Source organism: Bacillus sp. AFS029533 (genome assembly GCF_002585125.1).
Taxonomy (GTDB): Bacteria; Bacillota; Bacilli; order Bacillales; family Bacillaceae_G; genus Gottfriedia; species Gottfriedia luciferensis_B.
In genome coordinates this window covers 398476-417197 of record NZ_NUQC01000021.1, presented here as the reverse complement: position 1 = coordinate 417197, position 18722 = coordinate 398476, and the positions used below count along the sequence as shown (strand labels likewise).

Annotated in this window: 15 protein-coding genes and 1 pseudogene; 9 read left to right on the top strand and 7 right to left on the bottom strand. The window is 32.3% G+C overall.

The features are described 5' to 3' along the window. Positions 1–254: 254 nt before the first annotated feature. Together COE53_RS13045 and COE53_RS13040 are read left to right on the top strand one after the other, a co-directional pair. The gene (locus tag COE53_RS13045; RefSeq protein ID WP_069035044.1) at positions 255–896 is read left to right on the top strand and encodes an FMN-binding negative transcriptional regulator; all 642 of its coding nucleotides are present in this window, start codon (positions 255–257) and stop codon (positions 894–896) included. Positions 897–1463: 567 nt separating this feature from the next. Then, complete coding sequence (locus COE53_RS13040; protein ID WP_091022562.1) at positions 1464–2444, top strand: cation diffusion facilitator family transporter; 981 nt, start codon at positions 1464–1466, stop codon at positions 2442–2444. 64 nt (positions 2445–2508) lie between these two features. Here the strand turns inward: COE53_RS13040 and COE53_RS13035 are convergent, their stop codons facing one another. Together COE53_RS13035 and COE53_RS13030 are read right to left on the bottom strand one after the other, a co-directional pair. Next, positions 2509–3279, bottom strand: coding sequence for a hypothetical protein (locus tag COE53_RS13035; RefSeq protein WP_069035042.1), 771 nt, complete (start codon positions 3277–3279; stop codon positions 2509–2511). A gap of 12 nt (positions 3280–3291) precedes the next feature. After that, positions 3292–3870: a matrixin family metalloprotease gene (locus COE53_RS13030; protein ID WP_069035041.1), complete on the bottom strand. Its 579-nt coding sequence runs from the start codon at positions 3868–3870 to the stop codon at positions 3292–3294. Between the two features lie 497 nt (positions 3871–4367). Between COE53_RS13030 and ftsZ the strand changes: the two are divergent. From ftsZ to COE53_RS13005, 5 genes and pseudogenes are all read left to right on the top strand, one after another. Next, positions 4368–5351 (top strand): annotated as a pseudogene (gene ftsZ / locus COE53_RS13025) (cell division protein FtsZ); the annotation flags it as partial. An 819-nt stretch (positions 5352–6170) separates the two neighbouring features. Further along, on the top strand, positions 6171–7544 hold the full coding sequence (locus COE53_RS13020) for a flavin monoamine oxidase family protein (protein WP_180242426.1): 1374 nt from the start codon (positions 6171–6173) through the stop codon (positions 7542–7544). 42 nt (positions 7545–7586) lie between these two features. Beyond that, positions 7587–7955 (top strand): SCP2 sterol-binding domain-containing protein, encoded by a 369-nt coding sequence (locus tag COE53_RS13015; protein WP_098948220.1) that lies wholly within the window; start codon positions 7587–7589, stop codon positions 7953–7955. 1 nt (position 7956) lies between these two features. After that, on the top strand, positions 7957–9348 hold the full coding sequence (locus tag COE53_RS13010) for an APC family permease (protein WP_098948219.1): 1392 nt from the start codon (positions 7957–7959) through the stop codon (positions 9346–9348). Positions 9349–9444: 96 nt separating this feature from the next. Beyond that, a complete protein-coding gene (locus tag COE53_RS13005; RefSeq protein WP_286162572.1) occupies positions 9445–10845 on the top strand; it encodes an aldehyde dehydrogenase in 1401 nt (466 codons plus the stop codon). A gap of 123 nt (positions 10846–10968) precedes the next feature. Here the strand turns inward: COE53_RS13005 and COE53_RS13000 are convergent, their stop codons facing one another. The 5 genes from COE53_RS13000 to COE53_RS12980 form a co-directional block, all read right to left on the bottom strand. Next, the gene (locus COE53_RS13000; protein ID WP_098948218.1) at positions 10969–12897 is read right to left on the bottom strand and encodes a pre-peptidase C-terminal domain-containing protein; all 1929 of its coding nucleotides are present in this window, start codon (positions 12895–12897) and stop codon (positions 10969–10971) included. Positions 12898–13063: 166 nt separating this feature from the next. Then, positions 13064–14806 carry a sensor histidine kinase gene (locus COE53_RS12995; protein WP_098948217.1) on the bottom strand — a complete coding sequence of 581 codons (1743 nt, stop codon included), beginning with the start codon at positions 14804–14806 and terminating at the stop codon, positions 13064–13066. Further along, positions 14772–15122 (bottom strand): hypothetical protein, encoded by a 351-nt coding sequence (locus COE53_RS12990; protein WP_142350409.1) that lies wholly within the window; start codon positions 15120–15122, stop codon positions 14772–14774. The genes COE53_RS12995 and COE53_RS12990 overlap by 35 nt, the downstream gene beginning before the upstream one ends. 37 nt (positions 15123–15159) lie before the next feature. Next, positions 15160–15879 carry a response regulator transcription factor gene (locus COE53_RS12985; protein ID WP_098948215.1) on the bottom strand — a complete coding sequence of 240 codons (720 nt, stop codon included), beginning with the start codon at positions 15877–15879 and terminating at the stop codon, positions 15160–15162. Between the two features lie 254 nt (positions 15880–16133). Then, positions 16134–16337, bottom strand: coding sequence for a hypothetical protein (locus tag COE53_RS12980; protein WP_098948214.1), 204 nt, complete (start codon positions 16335–16337; stop codon positions 16134–16136). Between the two features lie 515 nt (positions 16338–16852). Between COE53_RS12980 and COE53_RS12975 the strand changes: the two genes are divergently transcribed. Both COE53_RS12975 and COE53_RS12970 read left to right on the top strand, forming a co-directional pair. Beyond that, on the top strand, positions 16853–17374 hold the full coding sequence (locus tag COE53_RS12975; RefSeq protein ID WP_069035039.1) for a sigma-70 family RNA polymerase sigma factor: 522 nt from the start codon (positions 16853–16855) through the stop codon (positions 17372–17374). Continuing rightward, positions 17367–18680, top strand: a complete 1314-nt coding sequence (locus COE53_RS12970) for a DUF4179 domain-containing protein (RefSeq protein ID WP_069035038.1) — start codon at positions 17367–17369, stop codon at positions 18678–18680. The genes COE53_RS12975 and COE53_RS12970 overlap by 8 nt, the downstream gene beginning before the upstream one ends. Positions 18681–18722: the final 42 nt, after the last annotated feature.

Here is an 18722-nt window from a genome sequence, read left to right as displayed (position 1 = left end):
AAAAGGCAGATAAAGTTCATTCTGTTAAGTGGGTAGTGGTTGTAATTAATTCTTGATAAGGGTTCTAAAAGTTGCCTAATTAGACAACTTTTTTTAGTTTAAAAATAAACATTTATTTAACTGAGCTTCAATTTTAAGAAATTAAGTATTAGAACTTTTGGGAATTTTGTTGCAAATGCAACGAAATTGAGTTAGATTTAATGAGTGATATTTTTATTGCATTTGCAACAAAAAACAAGGGGAGATTCTGGATTATGTATATTCCAAAATATTATAAAGTCACAAATCCTAAAGAAATTTGGGATTTCGTTCAAAAAAACTCATTTGGTACGATTATCACAACAAAACAGAGTAGACCAATTGCTACTCATTTACCTTTAGGTATAACTAAAAAAGGTGAAGATTATTATATTACTGGACATATTGCATATGGAAATCCACAATGGAGAACATTTGAGAATAGTGAAGAAGTGCTTGTTATGTTTCAAGGACCTCACGCTTATATTTCATCTTCTTGGTATGAAGTTGAGGAAGTTCCAACTTGGAATTATCAAGCCGTGCATGTTTACGGAAAAGCAAGCATTTTAGAAAGAGATGAATTAGTAGATGAACTAACAATCATGCTAGAAAAATATGAGAAAAATCGTGAAAACCCAGTACTCTTGGATAAACTTTCTCCAGACCTTTTAGAAAGTGAACTTAAAGGTATTGTTGGATTTAAGATTAAGGTGAATGAAATTCAGGCTTCATATAAATTGAGCCAGAACCGAAGCGAAAAGGATTATAATCATATCATTGATAATTTACAAAAAGAAAAAGATCCACAGTCAAAACAAATTGCTGAACTAATGGAAAAGAGATTAGAACATGTATCTTTTAAGGAAAGTAAAAAGTAAAAATGGTTTTAAAAATTGAAATGGAACTAATACATTTCATTAACTGCATATAAATTATTAAAAGCTGTCTTTTTAGATAGCTTTTTTTGAACCTCAAAAAAATTTAAGTATGACATAGGAATCTCAGTTAAAGGATGTGAAGATAGTTGTTGATTATGCTACTAACGGTACCAATTTTATTATTAGCATTATTTTGTTTATGGGTTTCAATTTTTACTAAAAAAAAGCTTTTAAAAAAGATATTTTTTTTCTTAATAGGAATAACATTGGCAATTATCGTGATTTATCTATTGGATTTCTATTTGTTTTTTCGTCTATAGTGGAACCTTCGTTTGTTAAAGAAAATGAGTTTCTATTCAACTCGTCAAATATTTTAGCCGAACAGAAATATTTTTGTTGAAGATACAAAAGAATAACGAAAACCTATGGTAATATTAAATTACATATCTTTCCAAATAAGTAAAAAATAAACTGTTGTTAGTTCGAATTTAATGAACTTTCCCTGAGTTAGCTAATAAAAAATATAAAAATACATAATATAAAAATACTAGTGAAGAGGAGTATAGAATGAAAGAATTTTTACAGCTTTTAAAAAAAGGTAATAAATCTGCATTATTAGCAGCTATTGTTAACGCTGTAATAGCGATAATAAAAGGAATAGGGTTTAGCATGACAGGAAGTGTTGCACTTTTTGCTGAGATGATGCATAGTGCTGCCGATACTGCGAACCAACTTTTTGTTTTTAGCGGTTCAGCTTTAAGTAAAAAAGCACCAACAGATCGGTTCCCAAACGGATTTGGTCGACTAGTTAATTTAGTTTTACTTGGAGCAGTATTAATTGTAGGAATTATGGCGTTTGAAACGATTGTCGAAGGAATTCATCATATTGTACATCCAACCCACTCTTCAGGACTGGCTATTACCCTTACTATTTTAGGTGCTTCGGTTGTGCTTGAAGCATTTGTACTTTACAAAGCAATGAAAGAAATTAGTCATGAATTAGGAATAACAACAAGTGGTTTTGGCGTAGTTACAGAGGCAATTTCTAATTTAGGAAAAGCAAAACCAGCTACAAAATTAGTTTTCTTAGAAGATACAGTAGCAACTTTAGGTGGATTATTAGCGATGATTGCTGTAATCATTGCTTACTTTACACCATTTCATCAAGCGGAAGGTGTTGCTTCTGTCATCATCGGTATTTTGATGTTCCTTGTTGTTGGAAAAGTTTTTCTTGATAATGCTGCAGGTGTAATTGGTGAATCTGATGAAGAAATGGAAGACAAGATTGGTGAAATCGTAATGGAAGATCCAGATGTCAAAGATATTCAAGCTCTTACGGTTGTCAAAGAGGGTGAAGATTTACATGTTGAAATAGAAATTGAATTAGATCCTAATTTAACTATAGCTCAAGCTGATGACATAAAAGATCGTTTAGAAGAAAAAATCATGAAAGAAAAAGGTGTAACGGACGTAATTATCGAATTGGACGAAGATGACGGTGTTCAGAATTGGACTGATGATAATAAAACAGAATTAATTGAAAAATAAACTTTTAAGTGAGAAGGACTTGGTTATATTTCAAGTCCTTTTTCCTAATATGAAACATTATTATTTAGCTTTCTAGTTGATTATTTAGTTCCGTAACAGCATCATTAATTTTCAATTCCGTACCTTCTTCTTCTGTAGTTACATTTTTAGGTATACCACGTTTATATTTCTTCGTCTTAGTGTCTTGGGTAAATCTGCCCTTGTATGCTCCTCTGATCCCATATAACTTAGACTCTGTATTTATGGCATCTTTATCATCCACTAAAAAAGCGACCATATTTTGACCAGCTTTAGAATTGGGAATACCTTCTAACGATACTTCAAGTTTTTCCTGTAGCTCTGAATTTGATAAATCTTTGAACTTTTTATCTAGACCAAAGTCTTTTTTTGAAATTATTCCTCCATATTCTAATATCGAAATTGTTTTTCCTTTTAAATTTTTGTCTCCTGATAGAACATGTTTGATTTTAAAAGTTAATTTAGTATACGGTCTACCAATTCCAGCATTATTTTTTACGACATACGGTTCTACTGATTTTACAGTACCCTTTACGACTAAATCGGAATCTTTCATTAAGTCCTCGACTCGATCAAAGTTACCAAAAAGAGATGCACTAGCAATTACGGTTTCTATTTTATTTGATTGGTTATTTAATGGATAGTTTGAAGGATTAGACTTGTTATCATCTGAACTTTTTATTAAGTCTTTATTTTCTTCCATTATATTTGCCGTATTGTTTTGTTTATTTGGTTTTTCATTATTAATATAATAGTAAATTAACGAACTAAAGGCTATAGTAACTAAAACACTAAATATAATACTATTTTTTTTCAATTCAATTCCTCCTTATTTATAAATGAAATTGATACCTTTAAATTGATCATCTAATGGGATATTGGTAGATGACTGGTTCCCATTTGGATGCATTAAATTTCCATAAACCTTTGTGTGATTTAAGCCAAACGCATGTCCTATTTCATGGGCATGAACAAGTCTTTTTTGCCAATCCGTTAATTTATTATAAGTTCCGGTTTGTAAATCTATATATGCCCAGTACCAATCAGTTTTAGAAGCGTCAACGTGTTTTTTTCCATACATAAAATATGTTATTCCAGCCGTTCCATCATCCTTTGTAGTAAATTTAAATACATCTAATACAGAAGATGATTTAGTAGTTGTTTCTCTAAAAGAAATAGGTGTAGTAATTGTTCCGTAAATCCATTTATTCATAGCATCTTTAAATTTTTGCTTTTCTGTACCTAATGAACTATCTAGAAAATAATATTGTCTGTTTTGTCCATAATGACCTACTCCATTAACTAGTTTGTGGCCATAAGTATTATAGGCATAAGACGTTTTGAGCGGGATAGAAAAAGTTGTTAATATACAAACTAAAATAATTAAACTTGTAAATAATTTTTTCATACTCGCTCTCCTTTATAAATTTATTTTTAAAATAGTTGTGGAAATAATTTCTTATACATGTATATATTACCAAATTATACTTATAACATAGTGCGAATAAATGTATTGTTTGTGAATATTTTAACAAAGTATAAAGTGTAGTTGTGTTTTCTCATAAATCAATAGTTTCTTAAAGGATTCAATCAAAAAGGAAAGAATTATATTAATTGTACAAACTTTTTAATGAAAGTTTGTTACGAAGTTAATAGAGATATTACATTAAGATGTTAAAATACATGTTTTAGTTAAAGGTATATTAAGGGAAAATTATCAAATAGATAACAGGTAGTTTTCTTGTATAGTAGTGTTAGGGGAATTAGGACAATTCTATGTCTTAAAGTGAATTGGATAATTCTAATCTACTAAAACGTACATAAAAAGATAAATCTTAGAATGATAATGAATGGTTCTTTGAAAAACGTGAAATTATGTAATCGGTATGACGAGGAGGAATGATCATGTTTGAATTTGAAAATATAGAACAGTTTGCAAGAATAAAAGTTATAGGTGTTGGTGGTGGCGGTAATAACGCCGTTAACCGAATGATTGAAGACGGAGTAGAAGGCGTTGAATTCATTGCTTTTAATACGGATGCGCAAGCACTGAAACAATCAAAAGCTGAAATTACAATGCAAATCGGTGCTACGTTGACGCGTGGTTTAGGAGCAGGTGCAAATCCTGAAATTGGAAAAAGAGCAGTAGAAGAAAGTAAGTCTCAAATTGAGGAAGTACTAAAAGGTGCAGACATGGTTTTCGTTACAGCTGGAATGGGTGGCGGAACAGGTACGGGTGCAGCACCTGAAGTTGCGAAAATAGCTCGAAAGCTTGGTGCTTTAACAATTGGAGTAGTAACTCGTCCTTTCAAATTTGAAGGTAAAAAGCGTGCAACAAATGCTGAAGGTGGAATTAAAGAACTTAGAGAAGCGGTTGATACTTTAATTATCATTCCAAACGATCGATTATTGGAGCTTGTTGACAAAAAAACTCCGATGCTCGAAGCATTCCGTGAAGCAGATAATGTACTTCGACAAGGGGTTCAAGGGATATCCGACTTAATCGCAGTACCAGGATTAATCAATCTTGACTTTGCGGATGTTAAAACAGTCATGTCTCATAAAGGGACAGCCCTTATGGGAATCGGTATTGCAAAAGGTAAAGATCGCGCTACAATCGCTGCTCAGAAGGCATTAAATTCTCCTTTACTTGAAACTTCTATTAATGGAGCTCATGGTGTAATTATGAATATTACAGGTGGACGTAACTTAAGTCTGTTTGAAGTACAAGAAGCTGCAGATATCGTTGCTTCTGCATCTCACGAAGAATTAAATATGATTTTCGGTTCGGTAATCGACGAAAACTTAAAAGATGAAATTATTGTAACGGTAATTGCTACAGGATTTGCGGATAAAGAAGAGAAAATGGTAAGAACTCCTTCTAGACCAATAGAAGAAGCACCTAGCTTATACAATAGAGAGCAACGATTCCAACAAGATCAGAGATATCGTGTAGACCAACAGCAAGATTACGGTCGCTTTAATGATCAACAAGACGCAGGTCGATACACGGAACAGCAAAATTATGGACGTTACAATGAACAAAAAGATCATAATCGCTATAATGAGCAACAAGATTATGGGCGATATAATGAACAAAATGATTATGGCCGATTTAATGAACAGCAAGATTATAACCGTTACACAGAACGACAAGATCAAAATCGTTACACAGAACAACAAGATAATAATGGTTACAAAGAACAACAAAATTACGGACGCTATAATGAACAACAAGAATATGGTCGATACAATGAGAAGGAAGATTCAACTTCATATATTCCGGCATTCTTACGTAATCGAAAAAACAGAAATAGATAGATTTATAGATGTAAAGAAGGACATGAGTGATGAGGCTCATGTCTTTTTTTTGCTCTTTTGGTAGGGAAAATATAATTTTGTAAAATTAAAAGATAAATATAATTGTAGATTTATCAGATTTAAAAAAGGATTCTAAGGTCGGTGTAAGAATGAAAGATCAACATTAAAAAGTTCATCTTTTTTTCGTTAAAGGGACATTATTTTATTAAGTTTTATTGAGAAATAGCAGGATGAGATTTTTGAAATTTTAACTTTATTTTACCTAAATTGGAATGGAAGTTTACCTAAATTGGAATTCAATTTTACCTAGCAATTCTAAAATAAAATCATGAAAGCACTTTCATCACCCTCGAAAGTTTAATTAACGAATAGAATGGAGGAATTAGGTTGAAGGAATTAGAAGTTGACGTTGTAATAGTTGGTGCTGGCCTAGCAGGTCTAACAGCGGCAAGAAAACTGGTAGCTCAAGATGTTGATGTTGTTGTACTTGAAGCAAGAAATCGCGTTGGTGGCCGTACATCTACAAAACAAACTATGGACGGTACGTATGTGGATCTTGGTGGTCAATGGGTTGGACCAACTCAGGACCGAATAATGGCACTAGTTGATGAAGTTGGTGTTAAAACATTTAAAACTTACAATGAGGGAAATCATCTTGAATATCGTTCTGGAAAGATTACTCCATATTCAGGTGCATTTCTAACAGCTGATAAAGAGGTAGCAATGGATATAACCGAAGTACTTTTACAATTAAGTATGATGTCAGAGCAAGTTCCAATAGATGCTCCTTGGAAGGCACCACTTGCAGAGACTTGGGATTCGATGACAGCAGCTACTTGGATAGAAGAAAACGTTCCTTCAGGGCCAGTTCGAAATTGGGTAACACTTATGGTTCGGGGTATTGTATGTTGTGAACCAAAAGAAATTTCATTGTTACATTTCTTATTTTATATTCATTCGGGTGGAAATTTAGATAAGATCATCAGTGTTGCAAAAGGTGCACAAGAAAGTCGATTAATAGGTGGAGCACAAGTAGTTTCAAACCGAGTTGCTGCTGAACTAGGAGAAAGAGTAATTCTTAATTCACCAGTTCAACAAATCATTCAAAATGATGAAGCTATTGTTGTTAAAAGTGAGCATATGTGTATGAAAGCAAAAGCAGCAATTATTGCGATTCCACCTACACTTGCCAATCGAATTCAATATTCACCAAAATTACCAGCCAAAAGAGATCAACTTATGAGTCGGATGCCAATGGGATCAGTCATAAAGGTACAACTAACGTACTCAAAACCGTTTTGGAGAGAGAATGGTTTGTCGGGTCAAGTTCTTAGTGACAAAGGACCTATTCAAATAACATTTGATAATTCCCCTGAAGATGGAAACATTGGCGTATTAATTGGTTTTATTGAAGGTGAAGACGCTAGAATTTGGTGGGAAAAATCAGTAGAAGAACGCCAAACAGGTGTTTTAGAGTGTTTAAGTGTTTATTTTGGAAATGAAGTACTCACACCAAACGATTATATTGAGCAGTACTGGGCTGATGAGGAATTTTCTCGAGGATGTTATGCAGCATTTATGCCTCCAGGAGTTTGGACATCTTTTGGCGATGTGATACGCCAACCTGTCGGGCGTATTCATTGGGCAGGAACTGAAACTGCAACAAAATGGTATGGTTACATGGATGGAGCCGTTGAATCGGGAGAACGAGCTGCTAGTGAAGTGCTTGAAGTAATTAGTGTTTTTGAAAGTCAAAAGTAATTAAATACTAAAATCTTTTTGAACATTAAGGAGATAATTTAAATGGCTACTCAAATGGAATTATACGAGGCTCTACAAGATTATACAGAGCGATCTAGATTGAGTGAGAGAGTAAAAAGAACACTTGCTAATTGGAATTGTGTTCTCCATATTCAAGCTACAGATCTAACTGCAGAATTTACTTGTATCATTCAAAATGGTGAATTTACTTCAATTGATTTTGGCCTAAATGAAATACCAGACTTAATCGTAAAAGGAAACAGTGAAGACTTAGCTAATATTTTCTGGGGAGATGAAAATCCTGTATCAAATTATATGCAGGGTGCAATTCAAACACGTGGCTCACAAGAAGATGTTCTTCGACTTGATGCGATGGCGTTGTTTATTTATTTAGAACTCGGAGGAGCTTGATATGAAAAAAGAACTTCGACGAATGCTAAGTCTGAGTTCGATTGTCAGTATTGGAGCAGGATTAGTATTTTGTGCATTGGAATATAACGTGGCTGCGGGAGTTGCTGGCTATGTTTCAGGTGATTCAGCTTGGATACCGATTTTAATAACTGGAATAATCATGCTAGTTGCTTGGGCTAGTTTTAGTGAATTGAACAGTTTATATCCGACAGCAGCAGCCATTCGATTATTTATGGTCAAGTCGATGAGCGATCGTGTCTCTGTAACCATAACGTTCACCTATATGCTCGCTGTTGTATTAATTATAGCTGCTGATGCTTTTATAGTAGGAAAAACATTAGATTTTGTTTTTGGTGGCGGATTTATGTTATCGATTGTTTTTATCGTGCTAATTCTTGGAATTGCAACTTATACCAACTTAAAAGGCTTAAAGATGGCTGCTAGTTTGCAAGATGTAGGTACATACATCGTTCTAGTAGTAACATTAATTGTGGTCATCATTGGTTTTGCAAGAAATGGATTTGAATTAAATCAACCATTTAATCCACTTGAAAAACACGGTACTGTCGGATTACTTCAGGCAATTGCGCTGGCGATTTTCGGTTATGCAGGATTTGAATGGGTAACAACAAATGCCGAGGAGGTTCGAAAACCCTCTTATATTCCTAATGGAATGTTATTAACGATCATAGTCTGTTTTATAGTTTTTACAGCAATCACTGTTGGAATGGGACATTTCCTAAGCCCTGCTCAATTAGAAACACCTTATCCTCAAATCTATTTTGCAGAAAAATGTCTTGGTGTAGTAGGCATTTACATTATGGTTGCAGTCACATCAATTACTGCAATTAACACGTTTAATGGCGGGTTTCTTACAGGATCTAGATTCATGTATGCAATCGCACGTGAAGGCGTTCTTCCACCTTCATTTTCAAAGCTAAATAATCAAGCAGTTCCATATGTTGCAGTATGGACACTTTCAATATTGTCTTTAGTCATATCAGTCTACGTTGGAATTACGGGGAAATGGCAAGTAATTGTTGCACTAGGTGCTGTTTTAGAAGCAATGATTTATGCAGTATCTTGTTATTGTGTAATTCGCTTACGACGCAAGCAACCAAATCAAACTCGATCGTTTAAGATGTTTGCAGCTCGTTTATTAGCACCTTTTGGCATTATTTTATTCTCTACTTTAGCTTTGATAGCTAGTGTTACTGTTGGTGTAGAAATCAATCTACTACCATTAATAATCCTACTCGTAGTGATTACACTCTCGGCAATTTATACGATCTATATACTACCTAAATTAAGAGAAAAAGAGGCAGCTCGAAAAGCAAGTAGACCTAAACGACGTCCAGTACGTGAGAAAACAGAGGGAAATATTAATACCTAGCAAAAATATGTTATACATTCTGATAAATATAAAAAATAACTGTTGATATTTCAACAGTTATTTTAATCTATTTGCTAATCAAAGGAGAGAAGTAAATTGGAAGATTTACTGAATGCAGAGCTCAAAAAGTCAAATTATACTTCTGCCATTTCAGCACAAAGAGAATTTTTTCAAAGTGGAGTAACAAAATCTTATCAGTTTAGAATTAGACAATTAGATAAATTATATAAAGTAATCTCAGAAAATGAAAATCTTATTTTAGAAGCAGTTAAAAAAGATTTAAATAAAAGTGTATTTGAAGGATTTTTTGGAGATGTTGCACTAATTTCACATGAAATATCTTTTGTGAAAAAAAATTTAGCGAAGTGGATGAAACCAAAAGCTGTACGTACGCCAATTACTCACCTTGGAAGTAGCTGTAAAATTTATCACGAACCTTTTGGAGTAAACTTAATTATTTCTCCTTGGAATTATCCATTCCAATTAACATTTATCCCACTAATTGGTGCGATTGCTGGAGGAAATACCGCAGTCGTGAAGCCTTCAGAGCTTTCACCGAACTCTTCGGCATTAATTGCTAGATTAATAAAAGAGACTTTTTCAAATGAATATGTAATTTGTATCGAAGGAGGAATCGAAGTAAGTAATGCCTTGTTGAATGAACAATTTGATCACATATTTTTTACAGGTAGTGTTCCGGTTGGAAAGATTGTTATGGAAGCAGCAAGTAAAAATTTAACGCCAGTTACACTAGAGCTTGGAGGAAAAAGCCCGACAATCGTCGATTCTAGCGCGAAAATTAAGCTAGCTGCTCGTAGAATCGCATGGGGCAAATTTTTTAATGCAGGTCAAACCTGTGTTGCACCAGATTATCTATATGTACATAAATCAATTGAAATTGAGTTTCTAAATGCTTTAAAAGATGAAATCATAAAATTATATACAAATAATGCACTAAATTTTAGTGACTATGCACATATCATTAATGTTAGACATTTCTCAAGGTTAAAAAGTTTATTGAATGGACCAACAGTATTTTTTGGCGGTAGAACAAACGAAAATACGTTGGCGTTTGAACCGACTATATTGACAAATGTTTTAAAAGACCATCCTGTAATGAAAGAGGAAATATTTGGACCAATTCTTCCAGTCTTAACGTTTGATTCAATAGATGAGGTGATTGCTGAAGTAAATAAAAATCCGAAACCTTTAGCGCTTTATTTATTTACAGAAAATAAATCAGTAAAAGAGAAGGTAATTGAAAATATACCATTTGGTGGAGGAAGTATAAATGATACATTGTTTCACTTAGCTACTCCTCATTTACCTTTTGGAGGAGTTGGTTCAAGTGGACATGGATCATATCATGGTGTCCATTCATTTAAATGCTTTACTCATGAAAAAAGTGTTTTATCTCAAACAACTAAATTTGACTTAAGTGTACGTTACCATACAACGAGAGGTGCTCTTAAAATTATACGTATGTTATTTAAATAAATATAAGAAAAGAGCCGTTACTAATTTAAACGGCTTTTTGAAATGACTTATAGTAATAATTTTCTATTTAAAACTGTCCAAAGTGCTTAGCATAATGGTGCAAACGTCCATCCTTTTCTTTCACTAATTTTTATAAGGTCTGGCATAACTAGGGTTACTAAGTACTTTTTTCCCATTCACAGTGCGATACGCAATCACTTTGAAATAGTATGTTTTTCCTTTTACCAATTTCACGTTTTTAAAACTATTTAAGCTCCCGCTAGTTGTTGTACCCACCAAACTAAATGGTCCTTTACTGGATGTAGAGCGATAGATTTGATAGCCACTTGCTCCATCGATTTTTGTCCAGAACAGGGTCATTGACGTAGTGTTTATTTTTTTAACCCAAAGCGTAGTAGGTGTTGTTGGAATGGCTTTACCACTCGTATTTTTTGTAAAAGAAGTATAGATTTTTGTTCCATTTATCGTGCGATATGCCCTTACTTTGTAGTAATAGGTTGTCCCTGTTGTGACAGAGCTATTTGTAAAAGTTGTTGTATTTTCATTTGAAACTGTTCCAACTTTACTGTACGTTCCGGTACTAGAAGGACTTCGGTAAATTTCATATCCATCGGCACCTGCAACCATGTTCCAAGTGATTTTAATCTTATTATATGAACTAGACTCTGCTTTGATAGTCGCATCAATTACAGACGTGTTTGTTGTGGTACTAATATTTCCGATTTCATCTACCGTGTATACTCCAATACCAGTTCCTGCTTTTTGAGCGGGTATTGCAATGTCATACTTTCCATCTTTCGCTACAGCTTCCCCTAGTTTTTTACTTCCAGCCCAAGCATAAACTTTCGTACCAGTCTCTGCATTTCCTTTTAGATGTGTATCAATATGATAAATTGGTTCAATAGTTGGTGTTTTATCAAAAAAGTCTGCCCTTAAACGATAGGTAGAAACAGTGGTTCCAGGTAAATCTACTCCAGGTGGTTCAATCGGTACAATATGAACAAAATACGTCCCTTTATCTAGATTTAGATTGAGGTGAATCTTGTCACCTGATTTCTGCGTATAACCGTATGAGCCGTATGTACCTAAAGGCTCACCCTTGCTATTATAAAGCCACATCGAAAACAGTCCCATTGTATTGTCGAGTACAACACGTACAAAACCATATTTGTTTGTTGTAAACTGATAAAAATCTCTATCATTCATATTCGTACTAGTGGAAGAATAATATTGATTTGATGTTAATGGCATACTTGTTTCGTCTGTATCATTTGGTTCAAATGTAGATTTGTCTCTTGTAAATGCAGATGGATAAGATGCCTTTATTCGATAAGATGCAGTTTTTCCACCTGTATAGTACGGGTCGGCGTAAAGATAATACGTCCCTTGTGGAAGATTTGTGCTGAAATATATAAGTCCATTTGGTGATGGCTGGTGTGGATGGTCTACAAAGTTTCCGGAACTATCATAAAGATTAAAATTAAAATCACCAACGATTTCATCTATAGAAATATATACATTTCCAGCTATATCTGTTGTAAATTGATAGACATCTCTATCTAAGTAATCCGCTGTTGAACTCGTAAATTCTCCGTTTTTAAGGTTTGAACTTGTTAGCATGGTTTCATTCGGTTCAAAAGTAACTTCATTTCTAGTAAACTCGGAAGCATAAGTTGCTTTAATTCGGTAGCTGCCAATTGAAGTTCCACTTAAATCGCGCGGTTCTACTAAAATAGTATAAGTGCCCTTCTGAAGTTTACCTCTTAAATTAAGAATTGAATTCGATCCTCCGCTATAAGTAGAGGAAATTGTTTTTCCATCACTATCGTTAAGGGAAAGATTGAATTTACCAACAGTATTATCGAGTATGATGTAATATTCTCCGTCATCATTTGTTGTAACTTCATATGTGTGCTTTGTTCCTTCTGTTATCTGTTCAGTAACTGGGGAACCATTTGGTATTTGTCTATTTGTTTCTTCTGCAAACGTAAGACCACTAAACAGAATGTTCACCAGAAAAACAATTAGGCAAATACTAACAAGCTTTTTCAAATGTTGTTCACTCCTTCAATATATTGACGTAAAAAAGCACAAAAAATGTGCTTATCATAAAACCTTATTTATAGCCATTCGTTCAATATAATGATATATCTTTGATGGCTATATCGCTACAATAATTTGTTTCGAATTGTATAATTTCTAGATGGAATTTACTTGTTTATTTCATGCAAAAGTTCTTAACAGGTAAATAAATCATAAATTCCGATCCTTCATTTAGTTTACTATTTACTTCAATAAAGCCACCGTGAGCATTAACAATTTCTTTAACAATCGCGAGTCCTACGCCATTTCCTTGAATAGAGGAATTCCTTGCATGATCAACTCGATAAAAGCGATCGAATATGAAAGGTAGATTATCTTCTGCAATACCCCATCCATAATCTCGAACAGATACAACAACAAAATCTTTAACCTCAAACACATTGATTTCGATTGGACTGTTTTGGTTTGAATATTTTTGCGCATTCTCAATTAGGTTCAAAATAGCACGCTCAATATATTGATGATCCATAAAGATGAATGGTAAATCGTCCGCAATTTTAAAATGAATAGTCTGTTCATGTGAAAATACATCACTAAATTGCATGAAATATTCATTAGAATTAACCATTTCATAACGGAATACTTGCTCATTCAACTCAACGTTATTTAATTCAGATACACTTTTTACAAGCTGATCAATTGAATGTAAATGCTTTTGAATTCTTGTAAGATATTCATCAATTTTCTCTGAATCAATCATTCGATCTTCAATCGCATCGATGTACCCTAAAACGATAGTAAGGGGAGTTTTAATATCATGCGCAATATTAGCAAACATAATTTTCCTTGATTGTTCCATTGATTTTAATTTCTCATTTGTTTCTTGCAAGGTTCCATTTACGATGCTTAATTGAGTTGTTCTTTCTATAACTTTTTCTTCGAGTTGTAAATTTAAACTTTGGTATTTTGAAATTAATTCATTTATTTTATTTGCCATCAAGTTAAATGATTGACTGAGTAATTGAAATTCTTCTAATGATTGATCCTTCAGTTTAACTTGAAATTTTTCATCCCTTATAGAGCTGATTCCTTTTAATAATTCAATAAAAGGTTTTGTAAAACGTTTCCAAATTGCTATCGTTACAATAACAAATATTGAAATAACTAGACATACTAATACAATAAATTGAAATGAAAATGATTTAATATATTGTTTTAATTGACTCTCCATTACATATCGAACATGACTAATAATTTCATTTTTAGGTATGACATATGCAATTTTCCAATTTGTCTCTTTTACAGTAGATACTAAAACGATTTTTTCTTCTTTGTTTATGTTCATAAACATAGGTTTTTCACTATTATATAATTTCTGTTTTACATTTTTTGTAAGATATTTTAAATCGCTCTCAGCCTTTTTTTGATTTGCAATTAAATCATAATTTGAATCAACTAAGATTGCATATGCAGTAGGTTCTTTGAAATGAAAATTTAAAAAGTGATTCACTACTTGTGAAATGGTAATATCAGTAACTAATGCTCCTGCAAATTCATTATTATTCTTATAGATTGGTAAAGAAAGAGAGAATACTTTTTTCCGATGTGTTAAATCAATTAATGGTCTCGTCCATATTGCATCTTTTGAAATTGAATTTTTAGATGGATAGAATGGTAATTTTGTTATATCAATCTTTGGATTAAAGTATTTATTTTGAACTTCTGATTTCACGTCTGCATTTGGATATGCCCGCCAATAAGATTGAGGTCCAAGATAATAGATACTTGCAACTCTTGAATCTTGGTTTAAAAATCTTCTAAATACACTTTCAAGTGACTTGGATACCATTAAATTATTAATTACGTTCTTAGAAAGATTTATGTTAGCGCTTACACCCTGCATTTGAATAATCGCCATTTATTTGTTCCCAATAATATCCCTCATTTTCTTTTGTTAAGGAAAGTTTATAATCCTTTTGAATGATCGGATTTGAAAACAAATCATCCGCTACAGTTTGAATGATTTGAACCTGATTTTTAATAGAATTCAATTGTTCATTTATGATATCAGCTTGTTTAACTAAATTCTCTTGATGAAGAAATATCGAATAATTTAAAAGTATATTTTCGATCTTATCACCAGTATTTGAGAGTGTTTTCTCAGAACTATTCATCGCAAAATAAAAAATAATAATGATTGGAGTAATTGTTATTAATAAAAATGTAACTAGCATTCTTCCTCTAAAAGTGGAAAGAAATTTCTTTAAAAGATTAGTAGAATTTTTGTATTTCTTCATTAAACTTGTAGCCTACCCCTCGGATGGTCTGGATGATTGGAGGATTTTTCGATTCGCCGCCTAGTTTTTTCCTTATTTTTCCGATATGTACCATGACAGTTTTGAGATCTGCAAAGGATTCATAACCCCAGACCTTCTCTAATAGGTGTACAGAGCTAAACACCTGCTGAGGGTGAGACATAAAAAAACTTAGTAGTTGAAATTCTTTTGAAGTTAATGAAACTAATTTATCTTCGAAATAACACTCATGTTTTTGGATATTTAGGGAAACTGATTTTGAACGTAATTCTTTATCTTCCTTTTGTACATGATCATTCCCATATAAGTATAGATTTCTTCTTAAATGCGCCTTAATCCTCGCAATTAATTCATGGATACTAAAAGGTTTTCCGATATAATCATCAGCTCCAACACTTAAACCCGTTACTTTATCAATTTCAGAATCTTTACAACTAAGAAAAAGGATAGGGGAGGACGTCAGATTTCTTAGTTGTCTACATAACTCTATACCATCTAGATCCGGTAAAAAAACATCCAAAACAATAAGATGGGGATTAGAATTTTTAACTTTTGTTAAGGCTTCTATCGCATTACTAGCTTCAATGATATAAAAACCTTCCTTTTTTAAGTAAATACTAATTAGCTCCCGTATTTCCTTTTCATCATCTACTAATAAAATAGTTGAATTATTCATCTTTTAGATCTCCTCTTTATTTCATGTAAGTTTAAGGAAATACAATTCTTTATTGTCGAATTATCAGATTTTTAAGATAATAATAACATATTTTGCGGTTTATTTTTATCATTTAAATTTAGATAGAATGTAATTAGTTCATTGAAGAAGGTATTTTGTAACGGGGTAAAAGCCCATTTAGCAATAGGACAAGTAGATTTTATCAGGAAGTTTAAATGACGATAAAGCTACAACTATTCCATTCCATTTTACTCCTACTTACCGTTAATTTTTGCTCTATTTTTATTTCTTTTTTTCTTCCAATCTATAAATATTAAAAATAAGGGGCCTGTACAAAAAAATAATATCTGTAAAAAAAGAACAAACAATTTATACTTATGAAACTCTGGGCCAACTATAATCAATACTGTAAACATTATGTAAGAATATATAATTAATATATTTCTTGCTAATTTCAAAATATTATCCTCCTGTTTCAAATGGGCTATTGCTATGACATAAATATAATAGAATTAGTCAATTTAAATATTTATCAAATTTTATAGGACTGGTGAAACTTCTTACATCAGTTAACGCAAAAATTTAAATTGAATTTTAATTATCTCCAAATTTTTAGTAAACGTTAACGAAATTATATTAACATCTAAAAAGTAAAATTCACCATTACTCATTGTCAGTATTGTGAACTTTTTTGCATTTTTTCACCAGTCGCATTTGTCTCATTTACTACTATTGGTACTTATAAAAATGCAGTAAACTATGAAGCTATTGACAATCTTCTTCTTATATTATTTTTGAAAAATTATTCAATCTTCACCAAGGTTCTTTTAAAGTAAAAATAGTAGACAGTTAAAAAAAGCGTGCTGTACTGCCTACTATAAGGGAATTTTTTATGGGGAAAATTAAAAATTATTAAAACTTTTTTAGCTCTCAGGAGTCTAATGTATAGAACATCGAGATGGAGGGATTGAGATTGCAGGATCATAGTCTAGTGAAAAGGGCTATCAAAGGAGATGAGCAAGCATTTTTGTCAATTATGCATGAGCATAAAATATCATTATATAAAACTGCATTAGCTTACTTGAAGAATAAAGATGAGGCAATTGAAGCAATTCAAGAAGTAACCTTTAGAGCTTATCAAAACATAAAAACATTGAGAGAACCAAGTTATGTAAAAACATGGCTTATTCGGATTATGATTAATTACTGCCAGGATTATATTAAGAAGAATAATAGAGTAACTTTCGACGATGAATATATTTCACAGCTAGGTACGACCGAAGATTATAACTATATTGAAATAGAAGAAGCAATGTCACAGCTTGATGATACACAGCGACAGCTTTTACATTTAAAATATTTTCACGATGTCAAAATCAAAGATATTGCAATTATGTGGAATCGCCCAGAAGGTACGGTAAAGACTTGGTTGAATAAAGCATTGAGGTCATTAAGAGGAATCCTTGAAGAGAAAGGAGAAAAAGGCCGTGTTTGAAAAAGAAGAAAATGAATTAAAAAAGTGGAAAGAAAAATATGAAAACGTCGAATTACCTATTGATGAAATTGATGAGGCTATACAAATTGGACTTCAAAAAGCTAAAGTAACTAAGTTGGTAACTAAACCGAAACGGAAATCTAAGATTTGGTCTATTGTTGCAGCTGCTATTCTTCTATTGGGATTTCTTACAAGTATTCGTGTATCGCCAACCTTTGCTGATTATTTAACAAATATTCCAGGTATGGAGAAAATCGTTAAGCTTATACGTGATGATAAGGGTCTAATATCAGCTGTAGAAAATAAATATGCTCAAGAAATTAATATTTCTCAAGAGAAAAACGGAATTAAGGTAACGATTGATTCAGTAATTGCTGATGAGCAAGGAATAGTAATTTTTTACACGATTGATGCAAAAGAGACACAACATAATTTTACTTTAAAAGAAGTGAATCTCAAACCAAGTAATGGTGAAGAATTGCCAGAACATTCTTCTTCATTTGATCTTCCAGTAAAAGACGAGTTAAATACTTATACTAGTAAGATTGAATATCTTTTTCAGAAAACAAACGAGCAAAAAGATTTTTACCTAGATTTAAAGATAAAGAGTAAGGAGGTTTCAGAGCAATTTTCTATTCCATTCTCTTTAAAAAATCTAGAAAAAACAAAGCAAATATACGAACTAAATAAAACAGTAATGATTGAAGGGCAAAAGATAACCATTAAAAAAGTTACAGTTTATCCTCTTCGTGTAGCTGTACAAGTAAAAATGGATCCAAATAATACTAAGAAAATATTAGATTTTACTGATTTTGAACTTCTTGATCAAAATGGTGAAGTATGGTCTAAAATAACAAATGGAACTACTGCCAATATTCTTAGTGATAATGAACGAATTATCTATTTACAGAGTAATTACTTTAAAGATCCAAAAGAATTATATTTGGTTATTAATAAGCTACAGGCAGTTGATAAGGATGAAGACTATATTTTAGTTGATACTGAGAAACAACAAATTCTTAAACAGCCAAAAGGAAATTATGTAACTGACTTAAAAAAAGAAGGATCAGACTTGAAGTTCACCTTAAATACAAAAAAAGAATTTCATTACTCATTGGTTGAATCAATTTTTGATGCTAATGGCAAAGAAGTTGAAACTAGTGCAGAATCAACTGAATATCATGATGGTGGTAAGCAAATAGTAGGAATAACAATTTCTACTAAAGATTACGTTAATCCATTAAAGCTTAAGCTTGCGTTTTATCCTGAATATATTCGGGGGGATGCTAAAGTAAGGATTAAATGAGTTAATCTAACGGAACTGAAAAGGAAAAACAAAAACGTAATC

Bases quoted from the DNA above. Each gene is read 5' to 3' on its own strand.
- COE53_RS12990 (WP_142350409.1), bottom strand. From the start codon at position 15,122: ATGCTAGTTACATTTTTATTAATAACAATTACTCCAATCATTATTATT.
- COE53_RS13015 (WP_098948220.1), top strand. From the start codon at position 7,587: ATGGCTACTCAAATGGAATTATACGAGGCTCTACAAGATTATACAGAG.
- COE53_RS13030 (WP_069035041.1), bottom strand. From the start codon at position 3,870: ATGAAAAAATTATTTACAAGTTTAATTATTTTAGTTTGTATATTAACA.
- COE53_RS13045 (WP_069035044.1), top strand. From the start codon at position 255: ATGTATATTCCAAAATATTATAAAGTCACAAATCCTAAAGAAATTTGG.
- COE53_RS13010 (WP_098948219.1), top strand. From the start codon at position 7,957: ATGAAAAAAGAACTTCGACGAATGCTAAGTCTGAGTTCGATTGTCAGT.
- COE53_RS12985 (WP_098948215.1), bottom strand. From the start codon at position 15,879: ATGAATAATTCAACTATTTTATTAGTAGATGATGAAAAGGAAATACGG.
- COE53_RS13040 (WP_091022562.1), top strand. From the start codon at position 1,464: ATGAAAGAATTTTTACAGCTTTTAAAAAAAGGTAATAAATCTGCATTA.
- COE53_RS12995 (WP_098948217.1), bottom strand. From the start codon at position 14,806: ATGGCGATTATTCAAATGCAGGGTGTAAGCGCTAACATAAATCTTTCT.